The sequence below is a fragment of the Sphingomonas sp. GV3 genome, from assembly GCF_031082075.1.
GTDB classification, from domain to species: Bacteria; Pseudomonadota; Alphaproteobacteria; order Sphingomonadales; family Sphingomonadaceae; genus Sphingomonas; species Sphingomonas beigongshangi.
Window position 1 is genome coordinate 1260810 of record NZ_JARWLE010000001.1, and the last position, 18627, is coordinate 1279436.

An 18627-nucleotide genomic window follows, 5' to 3' on the forward strand; every position below is an offset into this window, starting at 1 on the left:
AGGGAAGCGTAAGCGCCGCGTTAAGCCGCGATCGCCTGCGGCGCGGGAACGAGGCGGGCGAGGTCGATGACCAGCATCGGCTCGCCGTCCCGTTCCACCATCCCGTCGGCCGCCGCCGCCCAGCCGCGATCGAGCGCGAGGCCCGACGACAGCGGTTGACGGGCGAAGGAGGCGACGTCCTCCAGCGAATCGACGAGCATCGCGTAATGATGGCCGTCGAGCCGCGTGATGATGGCGCGGCGCGCGTCGACGGGCATGGCGGCAAGTCCCAGCGCGATGCCGGTGTCCACCACCGTCACCACGCGGCTGCGCAGCGCGACGAGGCCGCGGACCGCGGAGGGCGCGCGCGGCACGGCGACGACGGGAGAGAGGTCGACGACCGAATCGATCTGGGTCGTGTCGATGGCGACCCCGCGTCCGGCGATATGGGCGATCAGGAACAGGTCCATCGTCATTCTCCCACCGCGCGCGCGAGCGCGGCGATCAGGGCGGGCCGGTCGTAGCGGTAGATGCTCTTCGCATCGCCGCCCGTCCGCTCCCGGCGCAGGCGCACGACCTGGGCGGGATCGGCATCGGGCGGTGGCGGCGCATCCATGGTCACGATCACGTCCGCGCTGGCCCCCGGGGGAACGGTCGCGACGCAGCGATAGCCCGCCGCCTCGATCGCCGGCCGCAGGAAGGTATCCATCCAGCCGCCCGCATCCTGCTGCAGCAGGCACAGTCGGTCCGCGGGCGGCGCGGTATCGATCGCCGCGAACAGCGCCAGCGCATCGACGAGTTCGATCTGCTCGCCCTCCACGATGACGACGCCCGCGACGGTCCCCGCGCCCTCAGCGGGCGCGACGTCGCGCGGCAGCGTCACGATCTCGATCGCCTCGTGGATCGCATAGGCAATGTCCGTCTCGCCGTCCGTGAGGCGCAGCACGGGCACCTCGCTGCGGCTGCCGATCGGCGCGACGGCATGGAGCGGCACCAGGGCACCGCCAATCGCCAGTCGCAATCGGCCGCCGGTGCGCCGGATCGCTTCCGTCGGCACCGGCTCGACCCGGTCGATCGCGGCAAGCGGGAGCACGCGACGCTCGCCGTCGAGGTCCTCGAACAGCAGCGCGCTGATGCCGCGCTCCGCCTCGACGGTCTCCGTCTCCTCGACGGGCGCGGCGCGGTGAAAGCGCAATCCGGCGACGGCGGCGATGCCGGCGCCATCGAGCAGCAGCATCGGGAGCCCGGAGTCGGGCAAAGTCTGTCCGGCATAGACGCCGGTGGCCATCACCGCGGGCGCGGCCGGCTTCACCACCAGTTCCTCGGTATCGAGGACCGTGTCGATGGCGAGCGCATAGTCGCCGTCGCGCGTCGAGATGATGGCGAGCTTGCCATCCGCGTCTTCCGCCGCGTCGGCGCGGTCGAGACCCAACAGCGAACCGAGCGCGACCATCGGCAGGCGGCGACCGCGCACGGTCGCGACGGCGGCGTCGCCGATGCGATCGACGCGCACGGCTTCGCCGCGCACGTTCAAAATCTCCTCGACCGATTGACGCGCGATGGCGAACCGCTGTCGGCCCGCTCCGACGACCACGGTCGACATGATGGAGAGCGTCAGCGGCACGTAGATGACGATCGTCAGGCCGCGCCCCGCCTGGTTGAGCAGTTCGATCCGGCCGCCGATATTCTCGAGGTTGGCACGCACCACGTCCATGCCCACGCCGCGCCCGGACACGGCGGTAACGACGTCGCGGCTCGACAGGCCGGCATGGAAGACGAGATCGAGCCGCGCCTTCGCGTCCATCATCGCGATCTCGGCAGGGGTGTGCAGCTTCTGCGCGATCGCCTTCGTGGCGAGACGGTCGGTATCGATTCCCCGCCCGTCGTCCGATATCTCGATCAGGATCTGGTTGCCGGACTGGCGCGCCGAAACGGTCAGCCGCCCGGCTTCGCGCTTGCCCGCGGCGCGGCGATCGGCCGGCGCCTCGATGCCATGGTCGACGGCGTTGCGGATGATGTGGACGAGGGGATCGCGCATCAACTCGATCATCTCGCGGTCGAGCTCGACGTCCGAGCCCTCGATGGTCAGCTGGACCTGCTTGCCGAGCTCCGCCGCGGTGTCGCGCACCATGCGCGGCAGCGCGGAGAACAGCGCCTCGACCTTCTGCATGCGGGTCCGCGTGACGGTGTCGCGCATCTCCGCGACGGTCAGCGACAGCCGCTCCAGCGCGCCCTCGACCAGCGGTTCAATCGGCTGGTCGCGCAGTCGCCGCGCCAGTTCGTTGCGGGCGAGCACCATTTCCGACATGCTGCTCATCATGCGATCAAGCAGGTCGACGTTCAGCCGGACGGAGCGCGCGTTGGTACGATTCGGCATGGAAGACTGCGGCAGTGACTGGGCCGTCGGCGCGGCGTCCTCCGCCAGTGCAGCGATCAGCAGGTCCTCGCTCGAATCGTCGAGCGCCGACCCGGAGTCGATCGCCTCGACGATCTCACCGATCCGGTCGACGATCGCCAGCACGGCATTGACGAGCGCGGTGTCTGGCACGCGCTGACCGTCTCGCACCGCCGCGAGCACGTCCTCGGCGGCATGGCTGAGCCGCGCCAGCCGCGGCAGGTCGAGGAAGCCGCAGCTACCCTTGACCGTGTGCACGAAGCGGAAGATCGCGTCGAGCCGCGCGCGATCGGTCGGTTCGGCTTCCCACGCGACGATCTCGCCCGAGAGCGCCTCGAGCGTCTCGCGCGTTTCCGCGATGAAATCCTGAAGCAGGTCGTCCATGGGCCCCCGTCGGTTCGGGGACGATCCATGGACCGGCAAGGGTTAAGGCGGGGTTAGTGACGCGGGCTCGTTCAGCCGGCGTTGAACACCGCGCCAAGGATCATCACCGACTCGGCCGGCTCCGACACCTGGACGGTGCCGCCCGCCTCCGCGACGAGCGTGTTCACGAGATAGGCGGCGGCGGCACGCGGCGTCACATCCCCCTCCCCCGCGCCATCGGCGAGCGTGCGACGCAGGTCGGGGTCGAGAATGATGCGCGGCCCCTCGATCTTCACCGCGATCTCGATCTGCCCGCCGTTTTCCTCGCCGGCGACATCCAGCGTCCCGCCGCGGACCAGCGCCTCGTTGGCGATGAGCGCGAGGTTGAGCAGCACCTTGATCGCCGTCTTGGGCAGCGCGTCGCCCTCCACCATCCAGCCGAGACTGGTCCGCTTGTTGTCCGCCAGCAGGCCCTCGATCGCCGTCTTCGCCTCGCGGACGTCGATCCGCTCGCCGAAACCGCCGCCGGCGCCGAAGGCGAGCCGGAAGAACTTGAGCTTGTTTGCGGACGTCCGTGCGCTTTCGCTGAGCAACGCGAAGACGCGGGCGCGCATCTCCTCGTCCGGCTCGTCGCCGAGCAGTTCGAGCCCGTTGTTGAGCGCTCCGACGGGCGAGAGCAGGTCGTGGCACAGCCGCGAACAGAGCAGGCTGGCGAAATCGACCGGGCTGACGGACATGCTGTTCCCTTTGTTGCTGATGCGTGTGTGGCCGACACGAGTCGGGTGCGCAAGCGGCTACGCGGTCGCCAGCGCGACCGGATCGAACCGGCGTTCCACCTCGCCCGCTGCCACGGCGCGCCAGGCGCGCACGTCGCCGCCGCCGCCGCCGACGATCAGCCAGATCGTGCCGTCGGGTGCCGCATCGGCCGCGTCGCGGGGGGACGGGACGGCGCGACCGCTCGGGTGCGAATGGTAATGGCCGACGATCGGCGGCGCCCCGGCACGCGCCGCACGATGCGCCGCCAGGAGCGCGGCGGGATCGATCTCGAACCGCCGGGCCGGGTCGTCGGCCACGTTGTCGCAGGCGACGACCGCCTCGACGCGATCGTCGCGACCGAGCAGCAGGCCGCATACCTCGCGTCCCGGCGCCGCGGCGGCATGGACGCGGATTTGATCGAGCAGGTCGCTTGCAATCCAAAGCATCGTTCCCACATCGTTACGGTATGGACCGGGGGGTTTCCATCATCGATGCGACGATCGCGCCGGCCGCGGATGGCTGGCGGCTCGACCGTGCGCTCGCCGACGCCGTGCCGACACTGTCGCGCGAGCGGCTGAAGGTGCTGATCAACGCGGGCGCGGTGTCGCAGGGCGAGCGGCTGGTCCGCGATCCTGCCAAGCGCGCGGCCGCCGGGGATCGCTTCGCGGTCGCCGTTCCCAACCCGACGCCCGCGCATAACGAGGCGCAGGACATTCCGCTGGTCGTCGCCTTCGAGGACGAGCATTTGATCGTCGTCGACAAGCCGGCCGGCCTCGTCGTCCACCCCGCCGCGGGCAATCTGGACGGGACGCTGGTCAACGCGCTGCTCCATCACTGCCACGGCAGCCTGTCGGGCATCGGCGGTGTCGCGCGGCCGGGTATCGTCCACCGCATCGACAAGGACACGAGCGGCCTGATGGTGGCCGCGAAGACCGACCGTGCGCATGAAGGGCTGGCGCGCCAGTTCCACGATCACAGCATCGACCGGCGTTACCGCGCGATCACCGGCGGCGTGCCGCGTCCCCCCGAAGGCACGGTCGATGCGCCGCTCGCGCGGTCGCCCGCCAATCGCAAGAAGATCGCGATCCAGGCGCACGGCAAGCGCGCGGTCACGCATTACCGGACGATCCAGCCGCTGCGCGACGCGGCGCTGGTCGAATGCCGGCTGGAAACGGGCCGCACGCACCAGGTGCGCGTCCACATGGCCTCGATCGGGCACGCCTTGCTGGGTGACCCGGTCTATGGTAGAACAAAAGGTGCTCAGAAAGCGCTTCTCGAAACCCTCGGTTTCCGCCGCCAGGCCTTGCATGCGGCGCATCTGGGGTTCATCCATCCGATCCGGGGCGATGCCCTGGCCTTCGAGAGCGCGATGCCTGCAGATATGCAGGAACTGTTCACCGAGCTTCACGTATAGGTTCGCGTCCCCGTCGCCGCGATGCGGGACGGGCGACCCCAGGAAAGGGAGAAGACGATCATGGCAGCCCGCAGCAACGTCCCGGCGACGATTCCTGCCCTCGGCGGAGAGCAGAGCCTCAACCGCTATCTCGCCGAGATCAAGAAATTCCCCATCCTGGCGCCAGAGCAGGAATACATGCTCGCCAAACGCTTCCAGGAGCATGGCGACCCCGAGGCGGCGGCGCAGCTCGTCACCAGCCACCTGCGCCTCGTCGCGAAGATCGCGATGGGCTATCGCGGTTACGGCCTGCCCACGTCGGAGCTGATCAGCGAGGGCAATATCGGCCTGATGCAGGGCGTGAAGAAGTTCGAGCCCGACCGGGGCTTCCGCCTCGCCACCTATGCGATGTGGTGGATCCGCGCGTCGATCCAGGAATATATCCTGCGCTCGTGGAGCCTCGTGAAGATGGGCACCACCGCGGCGCAGAAGAAGCTGTTCTTCAACCTGCGGCGGATGAAGTCGAAGCTCGACGCGTTCGAGGACGGCGACCTCAAGCCGGAGGACGTCACGAAGATCGCCACCGACCTCGGCGTCAATGAGGACGAGGTGATCAGCATGAACCGCCGCATGGCGATGGGCGGCGACACGTCGCTCAACGTCTCGATGCGGGAGGACGGCGAGGGTCAGTGGCAGGACTGGCTGGCGGATGACGGCCCGCTGCAGGACCAGGTAGTCGCGGAGGCGCAGGAGGCCGACGTGCGTCACGACATGCTGGTGAGCGCGATGGACGATTTGAACGATCGCGAGAAGCATATCCTTACCGAGCGCCGCCTGACCGACGACCCCAAGACGCTCGAGGAGCTCAGCCAAGTCTATGGCGTCTCGCGCGAGCGCGTCCGCCAGATCGAGGTACGGGCGTTCGAGAAGCTGCAGAAGGCGATGATGCGGATCGCCGGCGAGAAGCGGCTGCTGGCGGCGGCCTGACCGATGCGCACCGTCGTCGTCGGCGGCGGTGCGGCCGGGATCGCGGCGGCGCGGCACCTGTACGACCGCGGCGCCGACGTCCTGCTGGTCGAGGCGGGCGCGACGCTGGGCGGACGGGCGAAAAGCTGGTCGCTGGCGCTGCCGGATTGGGGCGACGCGCGCGACCCCTCCCCTTTTCCTGCCGTACCGAGCCTGCGAACGCCGGGCTCCGCTCGGGACGGCCGTCATGACGACGCGCCGCCTTCTTCCATTGGCGTCTCCCGCCTGGGCCCCGGCATTCGCCGGGGTGATGAAACGGGAGGTGACGCGGACAGCAACGGTGCCGAAAATACCATCCCCGTCGATGCGGGCTGCGGATGGCTGCATTCCGCCGGCCGCAACAGCTGGACGGCGATCGCGCAGGCCAGCGGCTTCGCGATCGACCGGTCCTCGCCCAACTGGGACGTGCAGTGGCGCGATCTCGGCTTTCCTCCCGCCGAGCAGCAGGCCTTCGGGGAAGCCTATGACCGCTGGGACGCCGCCGCGCATGCCGCGCTCGACGGCCCCGACCGGCCCCTGTCGGATTTCGTCGCGGCCGACGATCCGTGGCGACCGATGCTCGACGCCATCTCCGGCTATGTAAACGGCGCGCCGCTCGACCGCGTTTCGCTCCGCGACTGGGCCGCCTACGAAGATGAAGCGACGGACGACAATTGGGCCCTGCCCGCGGGGTACGGCACGCTGATCGCGCATCATGCGAAGAGGCTGCCGGTGCGGCTCGGCACGTCCGTCACGCGGATCGACCATCGCGGCCGCATGATCCGCCTCGACACGCCGGCCGGTACGATCGAGGCGGATCGCGTCGTCCTGGCGCTGCCGACCACCGCTTATGCCGCCATCGCCTTCGATCCGCCGCTGCCCGACAAGCTGCAGGCGGCGGCGGACCTGCCGCTCGGCCTCGCCGACAAGGTCTTCATCGCGGTGGATGGCCCGGAATGGCCGGCGCATGCCCATCTGACCGGCAATCCGCACAGCGGGTGCACGGCGAGCCATAGATTGTCGCCGTTCGGGCGGCCGATCATCGAGAGCTTCTTCGGCGGCGCCTGTGCCGAGGCGATGGCGACACGCGAGGACGCGATCGCCTTCGCCGTGGACGAGCTTGTCGGGCTCCTAGGCAGCGGATGGCGCGCGCGGCTATTGCCCCTCGCCGCGACCCACTGGCGTGGCGAGCGGTTTATCCACGGCAGCTACAGCCATGCGCGCGTGGGTCGCGCGGGCGCGCGCGCGATCCTCGCCGAGCCGGTGGACGGGCGGCTGTTCTTCGCGGGCGAGGCCTGCTCGCGCCACGACTTCTCGACCGCGCATGGCGCGCATGACACCGGACTCGCCGCCGCCACGGCGATCCTGACGCAGCGCGCGGACTGACTTGCCCGCCGCGCGGGGACAGGCCAGAGACGCGGGCGTCATGGGCAGCATCCTCCGCATCCTCCTCAAGGCCGCGCTGGTCTTCGTGCTCCTCTCGGTGCTGATGGTCGGCGTCTATCGCTTCGTCCCGGTGCCGTTCACCTGGACGATGATGGGCGACGTGATCCAGGGCCGCGGCGTGACGAAACAGTGGATGTCCCTCGACGCCATGGACCCCGACATGCCGCGCGCCGCGATCGCCGGAGAGGATGCGCGTTTCTGCGAACACCACGGCTTCGACTGGAAGGGGATCGCGAGCGCCGCCTATAGCAACGCCAAGGGCAAGAGGCTGCGCGGCGGCTCGACGATCAGCCAGCAGACCGCGAAGAACGTCTTCCTCTTCCAGGGGGGCGGATATCTACGCAAGGCGGCCGAAGCCTATTTCACCGTCCTGATCGAGACGTTGTGGGGCAAGCGGCGGATCATGGAGGTGTATCTCAACGTCGCCGAGACCGGGATCGGCACCTATGGCGCGGACGCGGCGGCGATCCGCTATTTCAACCACGATGCAACGCGCCTCTCGCCGACCGAGGCCGGGCGGATCGCGGCCGTGCTGCCGCTGCCCAAGAAGCGCGCGGCGATCGACCCGCACGGATTCGTGCGCAGCCACGGCAATGCGCTGGCGCGCTATGTCGGGGTGGTGCGGCGGAGCGGCCTCGACGCCTGCCTGCGGACGTAGCGGGCATGTCCACCCGGGTCATCCGTGCGAAGGATTCAGACGCGCGGAGGCTGGCTGGAAGCGCAACGACGGCGTTTCTGGATTCCCGCCTTTGCGGGAATGACGTGAGGGTGGAACCGGGTCGCCCCCTGCCCCCTCACGCGAGCGGGAGGGGGGACCGAAGCTTATTTGTTGGCGTCGATCGCGTCGCCCGCCTTGTCCGCGGTCTTCTCGACGCTCTTGGCGGCCGAGGTCACCGCGTTGTTCTTCGCGCTCTCGCTGCTCTGATTGACGAACAGGAAGTAGCCGCCGATCAGCACGGCGATCAACAACACGATGGCGATGGCAACGCCGCCACCGCCGCCGCTGCGCTCCACGACCGTGGTGTGCGTGGCCGGGGTCTCGACGATACGTTCCTCAACCATGTGCGTCTCCTCTCCTGGTGAATGATGGAGAGCGCAACGCCGAACGGTACGGTGCCGTTCCGTCCATGCAACGGTTTAGAACGGCAATTTGAAACCGGGAGGCAGCGGCAAGCCGTTGGTCATCTTGGACATTTCCGCGCCGCTTGCGGCATCGGCCTTGGTCCGCGCATCGTTGAACGCGGCGGCGAGCAGGTCCTCGAGCATCTGCTTCTCCGACACTTCGATCAGCGAATCGTCGATCGAGATGCCGATGATGCGGCCTTTCGCGCTCGCCTTGACCTTAACGAGGCCGCCGCCGGCGACGCCCTCGACCTCGATCGTGTCGAGCTGTTCCTGCGCCTTCTGCAACTCGCTCTGGACGTTTTGCGCCATGGCGAGGATTTCATCGAGATTCTTCATGCAAGCCTCCGTTTTCCGGGGAAGTCTTCGAGTTCGGCTTCGGGGAAGACGGCGCGCGCGGCCTGCAGCATCGGATGTGCCAATGCCGCCTCTCGCGCGACGCCCTCCTTCATCTCTTCCGCCTCCGTCAGCGTCGGTTCGCCGGGCACGTCGTCCAGCGACACCTTCCACACCTGCCGCGTCAGCGTCTTCAGCGCGGCCGCAAGTTCGGACAGGGTGTCCGCGGCCATCGGCCGGGAGCCGCTGAAGACGATCTCCGGCGGAGCATAACGCACGAGACGCGCGCCATGGCGCAAGCGCGCGGCGAGCGCGAGCTGGCCCATATCGTCGATCGCATCGACCATCGCCGGAAAATCGGCGGGCACGGCGGGGCGTTCCTCGGCCGCCGGGACGGAAGGCGCGGCCGCCGCCGGTGCCGTGGCGGATACGCCAGCCGCGGTCGCCGCAGCCCCGCCGGGCAGGGCCGCGATCCTGCCACTGGCAATCTGCCGCGCCAACTCGCCCGGATCGGGCAGCGTCGACGCGTGGATGGCGCGAAGCAGCGCCATCTCCGCCGCCTCGATCGGCAGCGCGGCCTTCGCGACCTCGTCATGCCCCTTGAGGAACAGCTGCCACAGGCGGTGCAGCGCGGGGAAGGACAAGGCCTGCGCCCATTCGGCGCGGGCGGCGCGCTCCTCGGCCGGGTGGGCAGGATCGTCGGGCGTGCCGACCTTGGTCAGCGTGACCGCGTGCACCGTCTCCAGCAGCGAACGGAGCACGGAGACCGGATCGACGCCATAGTCATACTGACGGCGCAGCGCGGCGAGCGCACCCTGACCGTCGCCCGCGAGGACCAGCGCGAGCAGGTCGCGCACCGCGCCGCGATCGGACAGGCCGAGCATCTGGCGCACCGCCGCGGCATCGACCGCCCCGCCCTCCAGCCCGGCATGCGCGATCGCCTGGTCGAGGATCGACAGGCCATCGCGCGCCGACCCTTCCGCGGCGCGGGCAATCAGCATCAGCGCCTCGTCCTCCGCCGCGACGCCTTCCTGTTCGCAGACGTAGCGGAAATGCGCCGCGAGCTGCTCGGCGGAGATGCGGCGCAGGTCGAAACGCTGGCAGCGCGACAGCACCGTGATCGGAACCTTGTTCACCTCCGTGGTCGCGAACAGGAACTTCACATGGGCGGGCGGCTCTTCCAGCGTCTTCAGCAGCGCGTTGAAGGCGTTCTTGGAGAGCATGTGGACTTCGTCCACGATGTAGATCTTGTAGCGCGCAGAGACCGCCGCGTAGCGCGCCGCGTCGATGATCTCGCGCACGTCGTCGACCCCGGTATGGCTGGCGGCGTCCATCTCGATGACGTCGATGTGCCGCCCCTCCGCGATCGCGCGGCACGGCTCGCACACGCCGCACGGATCGATCGTCGGACCGCCCTGTCCGTCCGCCCCGATGCAGTTGAGCGCCTTGGCGATCAGCCGCGCGGTCGACGTCTTGCCGACCCCGCGCACGCCCGTCATCAGAAAGGCATGCGCCAGCCGGCCGCGCCGGATGGCGTTGCCGAGCGTGGTGACCATGGCATCCTGACCGATCAGCTCGGAAAAGGTCTGCGGCCGGTATTTGCGCGCGAGCACGCGATAGGCATTCGCCTTGCCCGCGGGCTGCGGCGGCTCGCCGAGGTCGAAGGAGTCGGACATTGGCGGTTAGATAGGCGGAAGAGACCGGGATTGGTAGCGGTGTGTGGCAGCCGGCGCGCGGTTGCCGACAGCAGCCACGCCGGAGACGTACCGCCATGTTGATGGCAAGGGAATGGTTCGAGCACGGTCCGACATAGCCACAAAAGCCGCTGGGCCGGACACCTCCGGGAGCGCCGGCGCAGGACCGATATAGACGCGATACTGTCGCGCTGCGAGGTGGGAGCCGGAACGACCCGCGGCGAAATCGTTGCGGCTGCTTCCTTCCGGACCTGACCGGGTTGGCGACGACCACGTCCGCCCGACTCCCGCGCGCCATATGGCGGGGTCGGGCGGGATGATCAAGCGTTTACCAGCGGGCGGTGCGGCAGACGCGGACGCGATGGTGGTGGCGCCACTGCCAGTCGCAAACGCGACGGACATGCGCACGACCGCGCCAGTGCGGGCCACGGTGCCAGCGCGGGCCGTCGTCGTGGCGGACCACGGTACGCTCGGTCACCACGGTGCGCTGCGCCGCGGCGGGTGCGGCGGCGATCGGCGCGAGGCCGGTCAGCGCGACGGCGCCGGCGGCAATCATGGTCAGCATCTTCATCATCGGTCCTCCTCTTACTGGAACTTAGCGGTAGACGCGGAAGCAGCGGCGCTCCGGGCCGTACCAGCCGCGCTCGATCCGGCAGACGACACGGCTGCGTGCATAGCCACCGCCCCAGCCGTAGCCGCCGCGATCCCATCCACCACGGCCCCAGCCGCGATTGTCCCAGCCACGGCGATCCCAGTCGCGGCGATCCCAGTCACGCCGGCCGCCGTCACGATGATCCCATCCGCGACCATGCCAGCCGCGATCACCCCAACCCTGCGCCGCGGCGGGCGTGGTGGCGGCGGTGAGCATACCGGCGGCGAGCGCGCCGGCTCCGAGCAAAGCTACGAGTTTCATGACGCATCTACTCCTTTCGTGCGCTCAGTAATTTCCGAGCATGCACAAAGGATGCATCAGCGGCGATGCACGCGTGCTGAACCCCTCGTTGTGAAAATGTCAGGCTCGCTGACGCGGCGCCACGGTCAGCCCGGGACGTGCACCGTCATACCGTCAAGCGCAGGCGTCAGGCGGACCTGGCACGCCAGCCGGCTGGTGGCGCGCGCACCCGGCGCGAGGTCGAGCAGATCCTCTTCCTCCTCGCTGGCGGCTGGCAGGCGGGCAAAGTCGGCGGGCGCGACGACGACATGACAGGTCGCGCACGCCATGTCGCCATCACAGGTGCCCTCCAGCGGCAAGCCCTGTGCCTGCGCCACGTCGAGCAGCCTCGCACCCTCCGCCGCGACCGCGTCGCTCGCTCCGCCGTCGGCGCCGACGAACCGGACCCGGATCATGCGGCCACCCGTTGCCGATCGGCGGCCGCCTTGATCGCATCCAGGCCAGCCGCCAGCTCGTCCTGCGTCGTGTAACGGCCGTAACCGATGCGGATGCTGGAGCGAGCCTCCGCTTCGCTGAGCCCGAGCGCGCGCAGCACGTGGCTCGACCGGCCCGATCCGCTCGCGCAGGCCGACCCGGCGGAGAAGGCGATATCGCGGCAGTCGCTCATCAGCCGCGCGACGTCGAGCCCGGCGCGGCGGACGTTCAGATTGCCGCGATAGCGATGCCGCACGGACCCATTGATCGTCCAGCCCGCCAGCATGTCCGTCGCAAGGGTCCAGAGGCGATCGAGGTGGCGATCGTCGTCATACTCGCGATCGTGCATCTCCAACGCGGCGGCGCCGAAGCCGGCGCACAAAGCCGGCGACAGCGTACCCGACCGGCCAGCCGCCTCCTGCGCGCCGCCGTGCAGCAGCGGTTCCAGCATCACGCCCCCGCCTATCCACAGGCCTCCGATCCCCTTGGGGCCGTGCAGCTTGTGCGCCGACATGGCGACGAGGTCGCAGCCCGCCGGAAGAGGCACGCGGCCATAACCCTGCACCGCGTCGCAGAGCATCAGCGCGCCAGCGGCCTTCGCCATGGTGGCGATCTCGGCGATCGGCTGGATCACGCCGATTTCGTTGTTGACCAGCATCGCGGCGACGAGCCCCGTCCCCGGCCGGATAGCGTCCGCCATCCTGTCGAGGTCTACGAGACCGTCGGGCTCGACCGGCACCACGGTGACGTCGCGGCCGCGTCGCGCCTCCGCGGCGACGGTGTCCAGCACAGCGGCATGCTCGGTCGCCAGCGTGACGATCGGCCCCGTCGTGCCCTTGATCGCCCAGTTGAGCGCCTCGGTCGCCCCGCTCGTGAAGGCCAGCGCGCCCGCACCGGCCGGGCCGATCCCCTCGACCTGCATCCGCGCGACCTCGATAGCCGCCTTCGCCTGCCGCCCCGCGCGATGCGCCGAATGCGGATTGGCATGCTGCGTCTGCAACCAGGGAAGCATCGCGGCGAGCGCCTCGGGCGCCAGCGGCGTCGTCGCCTGATAATCGAGATAGATCATGCGGCGAAGCGCCGCGTCGCCCTGGCCATCGCCCGCCAGGCGGTGATGAAGGCATCGACGTCCGCCGCATCCGTGTCGCGGCCGAAGCTGACGCGGATCACTTCCCGCCCCGCCGCCTCGTCCCAGCCCATCGCGGCAAGGACATGGCTGGGCTTCATGCTGCCGCTGGAGCAGGCGCTGCCGGCCGACACCGAAAAGCCGGCCGCATCGAGACGGATAAGCTGCACCGCCGCCGCGACGCCGGGCAGGCGATAGGAGGCGATGGCGGAATGGCGCGGGCTGGCATCCGCCACGATCTCTCCCCCCGACCGGCGGATCGCATCGTCGAGATGCGCCCGCAGCGCCGCATGCTGCGGCTCCTCCTCGGCGAGCGCGGCAGCATAGCCCAGTACGCCGGGCAGGTTCTCCGTGCCGGGACGATAGCCGCGTTCCTGCCCGCCGCTCGGGCTGAGCATCGCGAGGTCGCGGACGAGCAGAGCGCCCACGCCCGGCGGCCCGCCCCGCTTATGCGCGGACAGGGCGACCAGGTCGGCGTGATCGGCAAGCGCGACCGAGGCGGGCATCTGCGCCGCATCGACCAGCAGCCAGCCACCCGCAGAATGGACGATCGCGGCGATCTCCGCGATCGGCTGGCGCACGCCAGTCTCGCTATTGGCCCATTGCACGCAGACGAGGGTAGGCTCCGCGCCCGCCAGCGCCGCCTGCAGCGCGTCGCGGTCGACGATGCCATCGGCGCCGACCGGAATCACCGCCGAGGCTTCCGCGCCGGCGCGCATCACCGCATCATGCTCGACCGCGGTGATCAGGCGGCGCGATACCGTCGTGCGGCCGAGCGCGATCGCCAGCGACTCGCTGGCACCGCTGGTCAGCAGCACTTCGCCTCCCCAGCCGTGCGCCGCGCCGATCGCGGCGCGCGCCTCCTCCAGCGCGGCGCGCGCGGCGCGGCCCTCGCGGTGCGGCGACGACGGATTGGCCCAGAGCGCGAAGCCGCGCTCGACGCCGGCACGTGCGGCGGCGGTCGTCGGCGTAGTCGCGGCATGGTCGAGATAGATGCGGGCAGCCAAGGCGGCGGGTTCCAATTGCGTGAAGGGGCGGTCCGCCTATATAGCGCGGCAATCCCTGCGCTCCACCGGGTCGCGTCCTGATCCAGGATGCGACCTGCGCGGCGCGCGTCCCTCTACGGCGCGAGACCCATGCCCGAAGTCATCTTTCCCGGCCCGGAAGGCCGCCTCGAAGGGCGCTTCGCCCCCGCTCCACGCCCGCGCGCACCCGTCGCGATGATCCTCCACCCGCATCCCAACGCCGGCGGCACGATGAACAACCGGCTGGTGCAGGAACTCTACAAGACCTTCCAGCGCCGCGGTTTCGCCACCTTGCGCTTCAATTTCCGCGGCGTCGGCAAGAGCCAGGGCGTGTTCGACAATGGCGTCGGCGAATTGAGCGATGCGGCGAGCGCGCTCGACTGGGTGCAGAGCTTCCACCCCGAGGCCTCGACGACGTGGATCGCGGGAGTCAGCTTCGGCGCCTGGATCGGCATGCAGCTGCTGATGCGCCGGCCTGAGATCCGCGGTTTCATCTCGATCGCGCCGCCCGCCAACATGTACGATTTCAGCTTCCTCGCCCCCTGCCCGTCCTCCGGCATCATCATCCAGGGCGAGGCGGACGAGGTCGCGACGCCGGGCGCGACGCAGAAGCTGGTCGACAAGTTGCGCACGCAGAAGCACATCACGATCCATCACGACGTGATCCCGAAGGCGAACCATTTCTTCGAGCACGAGACGCCCGAGCTGATGGCGTCGGTGGACCGTTATCTGGACATGCGGCTCGACCCGAACTCGCCGATCCGCTGATCGTTGGTCGGGCGCGGGACGGCGGGGGCCGTTCCGCGCTCAGGCCTGGCGTTGCTGCGGCATCGCGAACGGCGCTTCGCTTCGCGCCGCACCGAACAGATAGCCCTGCGCCTGGGGGCACCCCTCCTCCAGCACCATCTGGCGCTGCGCCTCCGTCTCCACGCCCTCGGCGACGACGGGCAAGTTCAGGCTCCTGCCCAGGCCGACGATCGCGCGGACGATCGATCGCGCGGTTTCGTCGTCGCCGACCGAGCTGACGAAGCTGCGGTCGATCTTGATCTTGTCGAACGGGAAGGACTGGAGGTTGCTGAGCGAGGAATAGCCCGTGCCGAAATCGTCCATCGCGACGCGCACGCCCAACGCCTTGACGGCGTGCAGCGTCCGCAGCGTCGTCTCCCGATGGCGCAGCAGCACGGATTCAGTGATCTCCAGTTCCAGCCGCCCCGGCGCGAGGCCGCTGTCCTCCAGCGCCGCGCGCACCACCGCCGCCAGATTGGGCAGGCGAAACTGGACGGGCGAGACGTTGACCGCGATGCTGATCCCGTCCGGCCAGCCGGCGGCGGCGCGGCACGCCTGGCGCAGCACCCATTCGCCGATCGGGATGATCGCGCCCGTTTCCTCCGCGATCGGCACGAACAGTTCGGGGGGCACGTTGCCGCGCTGCGGGTGTGTCCAGCGCAGCAGCGCCTCGTACCCGACGACCGAGCCGAAGGCGGTCGAGACGAGCGGCTGGAACGCAAGGTGGAGCTGGTCGCGCGTGATCGCATGGCGCAGATCGTGCTCCAGCGCCCGCCGGTCGCGCGCCAGCCGGTCCATCTCGTCGTCGAAGAAGCAGGCGAGGCCCCGCCCCTCCTGCTTGGCGCGATAGAGGGCGACGTCGGCATTGTGCCGCAGCACGTCCGCGCTGGCGCCGTCCTGCGGGAAATTGGCGACCCCGAGGCTGCAACCGACCGCCATCGGATCGCGCGCGGGATCCATCTCGCCCGTGAACGTCGCCAATATGCGCGCGGCCAGCACGCGGGCGTCGTCCGCGCCGGTCTCGTGACGCTGGAGGATCACGAATTCGTCGCCACCGATCCGCGCGACCACGTCGCCCTCGCGCACGCTGGCGCGCAGCATCCCCGCGACGCGCTGCAGGATCTCGTCTCCGGCGGCGTGGCCGAAGACGTCGTTGACCGCCTTGAACCGGTCCAGGTCTACCGCGATCAACGAGAACGGCCGGTCCTGCACGATCGCCAGCGCCAGCTGCCGGTCGAACGCCGCCCGGTTGGGCAGGTCGGTGAGCGGATCATGCGACGCGAGATGTTCGACCGCACGCTGGGCGCGATAGCGTTCGGTCAGGTCGCGGATCGCCAGCACGGTGCAGTCCCGCCCCCGGTATTCGAGGTGATGGACCGCAACCTCGACGACCTGGTCCTCGGTATCGCGACAGCGGAACCGCGTTTCGAAGGGACGGGCGTCACGGGCTTCCGTCGAGGGACCGCCGGGCTCGCCGGCGTCGCACCCCTCGAGCCATCGCGAAGGCGCGGTGCCGAGGAGATCGCCCAAACCGCAACCGAACATCGCGCACGCCTGGGCATTCGCCTCGACGATCCTGCCGTCGTTGACGATGACCAGCCCCTCGCGCGTCGCGTCCGCCAGTCCGTGGAGATCGGTGAGCAGCCGATCGAACACCGCCGCGGCGATCGACGATCCGGCCAGCACGAGCGTGACGAGGACGATCGCCCATACCAGCCATGCGCCCGATCCGCCGTCTGCGCTCAGCCCCAGCGTCGGATCGGGAACGAGCGTGGCGGACGACATCGCCGTGAAGTGCAGCGTCACGATCGCCAGGATCGTCGCTCCGCTCGGCGCCGCGAGCCGCAGCCAGCCACGCAGCGCGTAGAACGCGACGAAGGCGCCGGACAGCGCCAGCCACGCAATGCCGAAGGCCACGGCGATCGGCCAGGGATCGTAGCGGATCGTCGCCGGCGCGATGATCGCCGCCATGCCGGTGAAATGCATGCCGGCGATACCCAGCGTCGAGATGCATCCCGCGGCCGTCGCCCGAACGGCGCCCGGCGACCGGCCCAGCGCCAGAAACGCCATCCAGAATGCCGCGACGGCAACGACGACGGACAGGGTGGTCAGCGCCACGTCGAAACGGATCGGCATGCCGCCGCGATAGGCAAGCATCGCGATGAAATGGGTCGCCCAGATCGCGCCCCCGGCGACCAGCGCCGCCGCGGCGATCCAGTGCCGCCGTCGCCGCTCAACGCAATCGAGCGATCGCCGCAACAGGAAGAACAACGACCCGATGCCGATCGTGCAGATCGCCGCGGCCAAGATCACCAGCCGGTAATCGTGCTGGCCGACCACACATTCCAAAACGTTGAACACCGCCCCACCCAATAGCCGCTAAGCGTTGCGCGCATTCTGATCAACTTGAGATAATGGAAGGTTTACGTGCGCCAGGAGATTGAACCGCAGCGGTTGGATATTAACACCGCGGCCATGAGCAAGCGAAGTTCGACGAACCAATTCAGTTCTATTCGAAATATGATTGAATAGAATTTTGTAAGCAAAACCATAGTCGGGAGCCGGCACGCGCCGTCACAGCGACCAGATCATGACATTGCCGAGCAGGACTGCCGCCATGATCAGCAGCAGAAGGGCCTTCTTGCGATCCTGCCCCTTGGCCCAGAGCGCGCCGCCGCCGATCAGGCAGGCGAAACAGGCGATCATCGCGATGGCCGGTGCCGCATGGGCGATGGCGCCGAGCGGCCCGTTCATGCCATTTCCCCGGCCCGGGCCGCGGCTTCGACCCCGATCGCGCGCGCATAGGCTTCCATGTCGACATTGCCCCCCGACAGGATCACCAGCGTGCGCGGCTGGGGCTCGACCTTGCCCGCCAGCAGCGCGGCGAGCGCGACGGCGCCGCCCGGCTCGACGACCAGATGCAGATGCTCCGCGGCCCAGCGTTGCCCGGCCCGCACCTCGCGCTCGCTGACCGCCACCCCCGTGGCGTCGCGCCGCGACAGCACGTCGAACGTCAGCGGCGATACGCGCTGGGTTTGCAGCGAGTCGCACGCGGTCGGCGGCGGATTGGGTCCGACGGGCTCTATCCAGCTTGCTTCCAGGCTGCGGCGCATGTCGTCCCAACCTTCCGGCTCGACCACGGTGATCGCCGCGTCCGGGAGCGCGAGCGCGATCCCCGCCGCCAGGCCCCCGCCCCCGCACGGAACGACGACGCGTGCGGGGGCACCCAGACCTGCCGCATGCATCTGGGCCGCCGCCTCGACCCCGGCGCTGCCCTGCCCTTCGATGATCCAGGGGTCGTCGAAACTCGGAACGAGCGTGGCGCCACGGGCCTCGGCGAGCTGCGCCGCGATCCGTTCGCGCGACTCCGTCGCCCGGTCATAGCGCACGACCTCCGCACCCAAAGCGAGCGTCCCGGCGAGCTTCGCGGCGGGCGCGTCGGCGGGCATGACGATCGTCGCCGCCATGCCGAGTCGCCTCGCCGCCCAGGCGACGCCCTGGGCGTGATTGCCGCTCGAGAAGGCGACGACGCCCCGCGCGCGCGTTTCCTCGTCCAGCGCGGTCAGGCGGTGCCATGCGCCACGAATCTTGAAGGCACCGACCGGCTGCAGCGATTCCGCCTTGAACGCGACCTCTATGCCCTTGATTTCCTTCACGAATAGCGGCGTCGGCGGCAGGATGCGGGCGACCTTCTCCGCGGCGTCCCTGACCCCGGCGCGCGTCGGCTGTCGCAAAATCGTCACTTTTTATCCTTTCGGCCCATAACCCACTTTACATGGGGGATCATCACTCCTAACTCGCGCCTCCGCTGCCCCATGGGACTTCCAACCGCAAG

General features: G+C 69.4%; 20 protein-coding genes and 1 other RNA gene. 5 read left to right on the forward strand and 16 right to left on the reverse strand.

Features of this window, described 5'->3' with window-relative positions; all coding sequences use genetic code 11:
* Window positions 1-20: 20 nt before the first annotated feature.
* The 4 genes from RF701_RS05800 to RF701_RS05815 all read right to left on the reverse strand — a co-directional run bounded on the left by RF701_RS05800 (window position 21) and on the right by RF701_RS05815 (window position 3939).
* On the reverse strand, window positions 21-449 hold the full coding sequence (locus tag RF701_RS05800) for a chemotaxis protein CheW (RefSeq protein WP_308814388.1): 429 nt from the start codon (window positions 447-449) through the stop codon (window positions 21-23).
* 2 nt (window positions 450-451) lie between these two features.
* Window positions 452-2758, reverse strand: coding sequence for a chemotaxis protein CheW (locus RF701_RS05805; protein ID WP_308814389.1), 2307 nt, complete (start codon window positions 2756-2758; stop codon window positions 452-454).
* Between the two features lie 71 nt (window positions 2759-2829).
* The gene (locus tag RF701_RS05810) at window positions 2830-3474 is read right to left on the reverse strand and encodes a histidine phosphotransferase family protein (RefSeq protein ID WP_210357982.1); all 645 of its coding nucleotides are present in this window, start codon (window positions 3472-3474) and stop codon (window positions 2830-2832) included.
* A 57-nt stretch (window positions 3475-3531) separates the two neighbouring features.
* Complete coding sequence (locus tag RF701_RS05815) at window positions 3532-3939, reverse strand: M67 family metallopeptidase (protein ID WP_308814390.1); 408 nt, start codon at window positions 3937-3939, stop codon at window positions 3532-3534.
* Between the two features lie 20 nt (window positions 3940-3959).
* Between RF701_RS05815 and RF701_RS05820 the strand changes: the two genes are divergently transcribed.
* Genes RF701_RS05820 through mtgA form a run of 4 tightly spaced genes read left to right on the forward strand, consistent with a single transcriptional unit; the run spans window position 3960 to window position 7995 of the window.
* Window positions 3960-4907, forward strand: a complete 948-nt coding sequence (locus RF701_RS05820) for an RluA family pseudouridine synthase (protein WP_210357984.1) — start codon at window positions 3960-3962, stop codon at window positions 4905-4907.
* Between the two features lie 60 nt (window positions 4908-4967).
* Complete coding sequence (gene rpoH / locus RF701_RS05825; protein ID WP_198353375.1) at window positions 4968-5873, forward strand: RNA polymerase sigma factor RpoH; 906 nt, start codon at window positions 4968-4970, stop codon at window positions 5871-5873.
* A 3-nt stretch (window positions 5874-5876) separates the two neighbouring features.
* Window positions 5877-7277, forward strand: coding sequence for an NAD(P)/FAD-dependent oxidoreductase (locus RF701_RS05830; protein WP_308814391.1), 1401 nt, complete (start codon window positions 5877-5879; stop codon window positions 7275-7277).
* Between the two features lie 40 nt (window positions 7278-7317).
* Window positions 7318-7995, forward strand: a complete 678-nt coding sequence (gene mtgA, locus RF701_RS05835) for a monofunctional biosynthetic peptidoglycan transglycosylase (protein ID WP_210357986.1) — start codon at window positions 7318-7320, stop codon at window positions 7993-7995.
* Window positions 7996-8159: 164 nt separating this feature from the next.
* On the opposite strand, the gene RF701_RS05840 is transcribed toward mtgA, so the two are convergent.
* The 9 genes from RF701_RS05840 to RF701_RS05880 all read right to left on the reverse strand — a co-directional run bounded on the left by RF701_RS05840 (window position 8160) and on the right by RF701_RS05880 (window position 13988).
* The gene (locus RF701_RS05840) at window positions 8160-8399 is read right to left on the reverse strand and encodes a hypothetical protein (protein ID WP_308814392.1); all 240 of its coding nucleotides are present in this window, start codon (window positions 8397-8399) and stop codon (window positions 8160-8162) included.
* Between the two features lie 75 nt (window positions 8400-8474).
* Window positions 8475-8798: a YbaB/EbfC family nucleoid-associated protein gene (locus tag RF701_RS05845; protein ID WP_203309409.1), complete on the reverse strand. Its 324-nt coding sequence runs from the start codon at window positions 8796-8798 to the stop codon at window positions 8475-8477.
* The gene (locus RF701_RS05850) at window positions 8795-10471 is read right to left on the reverse strand and encodes a DNA polymerase III subunit gamma/tau (RefSeq protein WP_308814393.1); all 1677 of its coding nucleotides are present in this window, start codon (window positions 10469-10471) and stop codon (window positions 8795-8797) included. Before RF701_RS05850 ends, RF701_RS05845 begins: the two co-directional genes overlap by 4 nt.
* A gap of 212 nt (window positions 10472-10683) precedes the next feature.
* Window positions 10684-10781, reverse strand: an RNA gene (ffs, locus tag RF701_RS05855) — signal recognition particle sRNA small type.
* 36 nt (window positions 10782-10817) lie between these two features.
* On the reverse strand, window positions 10818-11060 hold the full coding sequence (locus RF701_RS05860; protein ID WP_308814394.1) for a hypothetical protein: 243 nt from the start codon (window positions 11058-11060) through the stop codon (window positions 10818-10820).
* A gap of 24 nt (window positions 11061-11084) precedes the next feature.
* Window positions 11085-11402 (reverse strand): hypothetical protein, encoded by a 318-nt coding sequence (locus RF701_RS05865; RefSeq protein ID WP_203309412.1) that lies wholly within the window; start codon window positions 11400-11402, stop codon window positions 11085-11087.
* Between the two features lie 125 nt (window positions 11403-11527).
* Window positions 11528-11836 carry a 2Fe-2S iron-sulfur cluster-binding protein gene (locus RF701_RS05870; RefSeq protein ID WP_308814395.1) on the reverse strand — a complete coding sequence of 103 codons (309 nt, stop codon included), beginning with the start codon at window positions 11834-11836 and terminating at the stop codon, window positions 11528-11530.
* Window positions 11833-12924 carry a cysteine desulfurase family protein gene (locus tag RF701_RS05875; protein ID WP_308814396.1) on the reverse strand — a complete coding sequence of 364 codons (1092 nt, stop codon included), beginning with the start codon at window positions 12922-12924 and terminating at the stop codon, window positions 11833-11835. Before RF701_RS05875 ends, RF701_RS05870 begins: the two co-directional genes overlap by 4 nt.
* Window positions 12921-13988, reverse strand: a complete 1068-nt coding sequence (locus RF701_RS05880) for an aminotransferase class V-fold PLP-dependent enzyme (protein WP_308814397.1) — start codon at window positions 13986-13988, stop codon at window positions 12921-12923. Before RF701_RS05880 ends, RF701_RS05875 begins: the two co-directional genes overlap by 4 nt.
* Before the next feature lie 129 nt (window positions 13989-14117).
* On the opposite strand from RF701_RS05880, the gene RF701_RS05885 reads away from it, so the two are divergent.
* Window positions 14118-14774, forward strand: coding sequence for an alpha/beta hydrolase (locus RF701_RS05885; protein WP_203309415.1), 657 nt, complete (start codon window positions 14118-14120; stop codon window positions 14772-14774).
* A 39-nt stretch (window positions 14775-14813) separates the two neighbouring features.
* Here the strand turns inward: RF701_RS05885 and RF701_RS05890 are convergent, their stop codons facing one another.
* The 3 genes from RF701_RS05890 to RF701_RS05900 form a co-directional block, all read right to left on the reverse strand.
* The gene (locus tag RF701_RS05890; RefSeq protein ID WP_308814398.1) at window positions 14814-17153 is read right to left on the reverse strand and encodes an EAL domain-containing protein; all 2340 of its coding nucleotides are present in this window, start codon (window positions 17151-17153) and stop codon (window positions 14814-14816) included.
* Between the two features lie 213 nt (window positions 17154-17366).
* Complete coding sequence (locus RF701_RS05895) at window positions 17367-17546, reverse strand: hypothetical protein (protein ID WP_210357994.1); 180 nt, start codon at window positions 17544-17546, stop codon at window positions 17367-17369.
* Window positions 17543-18535 carry a pyridoxal-phosphate dependent enzyme gene (locus tag RF701_RS05900; RefSeq protein WP_308814399.1) on the reverse strand — a complete coding sequence of 331 codons (993 nt, stop codon included), beginning with the start codon at window positions 18533-18535 and terminating at the stop codon, window positions 17543-17545. Before RF701_RS05900 ends, RF701_RS05895 begins: the two co-directional genes overlap by 4 nt.
* Window positions 18536-18627: the final 92 nt, after the last annotated feature.

What these genes read in the sequence shown, in the direction of transcription:
- RF701_RS05845 (WP_203309409.1), bottom strand. Translation starts at nt 8,798, where the DNA reads ATGAAGAATCTCGATGAAATCCTCGCCATGGCGCAAAACGTCCAGAGC.
- RF701_RS05875 (WP_308814396.1), bottom strand. Translation starts at nt 12,924, where the DNA reads ATGATCTATCTCGATTATCAGGCGACGACGCCGCTGGCGCCCGAGGCG.
- RF701_RS05800 (WP_308814388.1), bottom strand. Translation starts at nt 449, where the DNA reads ATGGACCTGTTCCTGATCGCCCATATCGCCGGACGCGGGGTCGCCATC.
- RF701_RS05830 (WP_308814391.1), top strand. Translation starts at nt 5,877, where the DNA reads ATGCGCACCGTCGTCGTCGGCGGCGGTGCGGCCGGGATCGCGGCGGCG.
- mtgA (WP_210357986.1), top strand. Translation starts at nt 7,318, where the DNA reads ATGGGCAGCATCCTCCGCATCCTCCTCAAGGCCGCGCTGGTCTTCGTG.
- RF701_RS05885 (WP_203309415.1), top strand. Translation starts at nt 14,118, where the DNA reads ATGCCCGAAGTCATCTTTCCCGGCCCGGAAGGCCGCCTCGAAGGGCGC.
- RF701_RS05870 (WP_308814395.1), bottom strand. Translation starts at nt 11,836, where the DNA reads ATGATCCGGGTCCGGTTCGTCGGCGCCGACGGCGGAGCGAGCGACGCG.
- RF701_RS05860 (WP_308814394.1), bottom strand. Translation starts at nt 11,060, where the DNA reads ATGAAGATGCTGACCATGATTGCCGCCGGCGCCGTCGCGCTGACCGGC.
- RF701_RS05820 (WP_210357984.1), top strand. Translation starts at nt 3,960, where the DNA reads ATGGACCGGGGGGTTTCCATCATCGATGCGACGATCGCGCCGGCCGCG.
- RF701_RS05895 (WP_210357994.1), bottom strand. Translation starts at nt 17,546, where the DNA reads ATGAACGGGCCGCTCGGCGCCATCGCCCATGCGGCACCGGCCATCGCG.
- RF701_RS05805 (WP_308814389.1), bottom strand. Translation starts at nt 2,758, where the DNA reads ATGGACGACCTGCTTCAGGATTTCATCGCGGAAACGCGCGAGACGCTC.
- rpoH (WP_198353375.1), top strand. Translation starts at nt 4,968, where the DNA reads ATGGCAGCCCGCAGCAACGTCCCGGCGACGATTCCTGCCCTCGGCGGA.
- RF701_RS05840 (WP_308814392.1), bottom strand. Translation starts at nt 8,399, where the DNA reads ATGGTTGAGGAACGTATCGTCGAGACCCCGGCCACGCACACCACGGTC.
- RF701_RS05850 (WP_308814393.1), bottom strand. Translation starts at nt 10,471, where the DNA reads ATGTCCGACTCCTTCGACCTCGGCGAGCCGCCGCAGCCCGCGGGCAAG.
- RF701_RS05810 (WP_210357982.1), bottom strand. Translation starts at nt 3,474, where the DNA reads ATGTCCGTCAGCCCGGTCGATTTCGCCAGCCTGCTCTGTTCGCGGCTG.
- RF701_RS05815 (WP_308814390.1), bottom strand. Translation starts at nt 3,939, where the DNA reads ATGCTTTGGATTGCAAGCGACCTGCTCGATCAAATCCGCGTCCATGCC.
- RF701_RS05865 (WP_203309412.1), bottom strand. Translation starts at nt 11,402, where the DNA reads ATGAAACTCGTAGCTTTGCTCGGAGCCGGCGCGCTCGCCGCCGGTATG.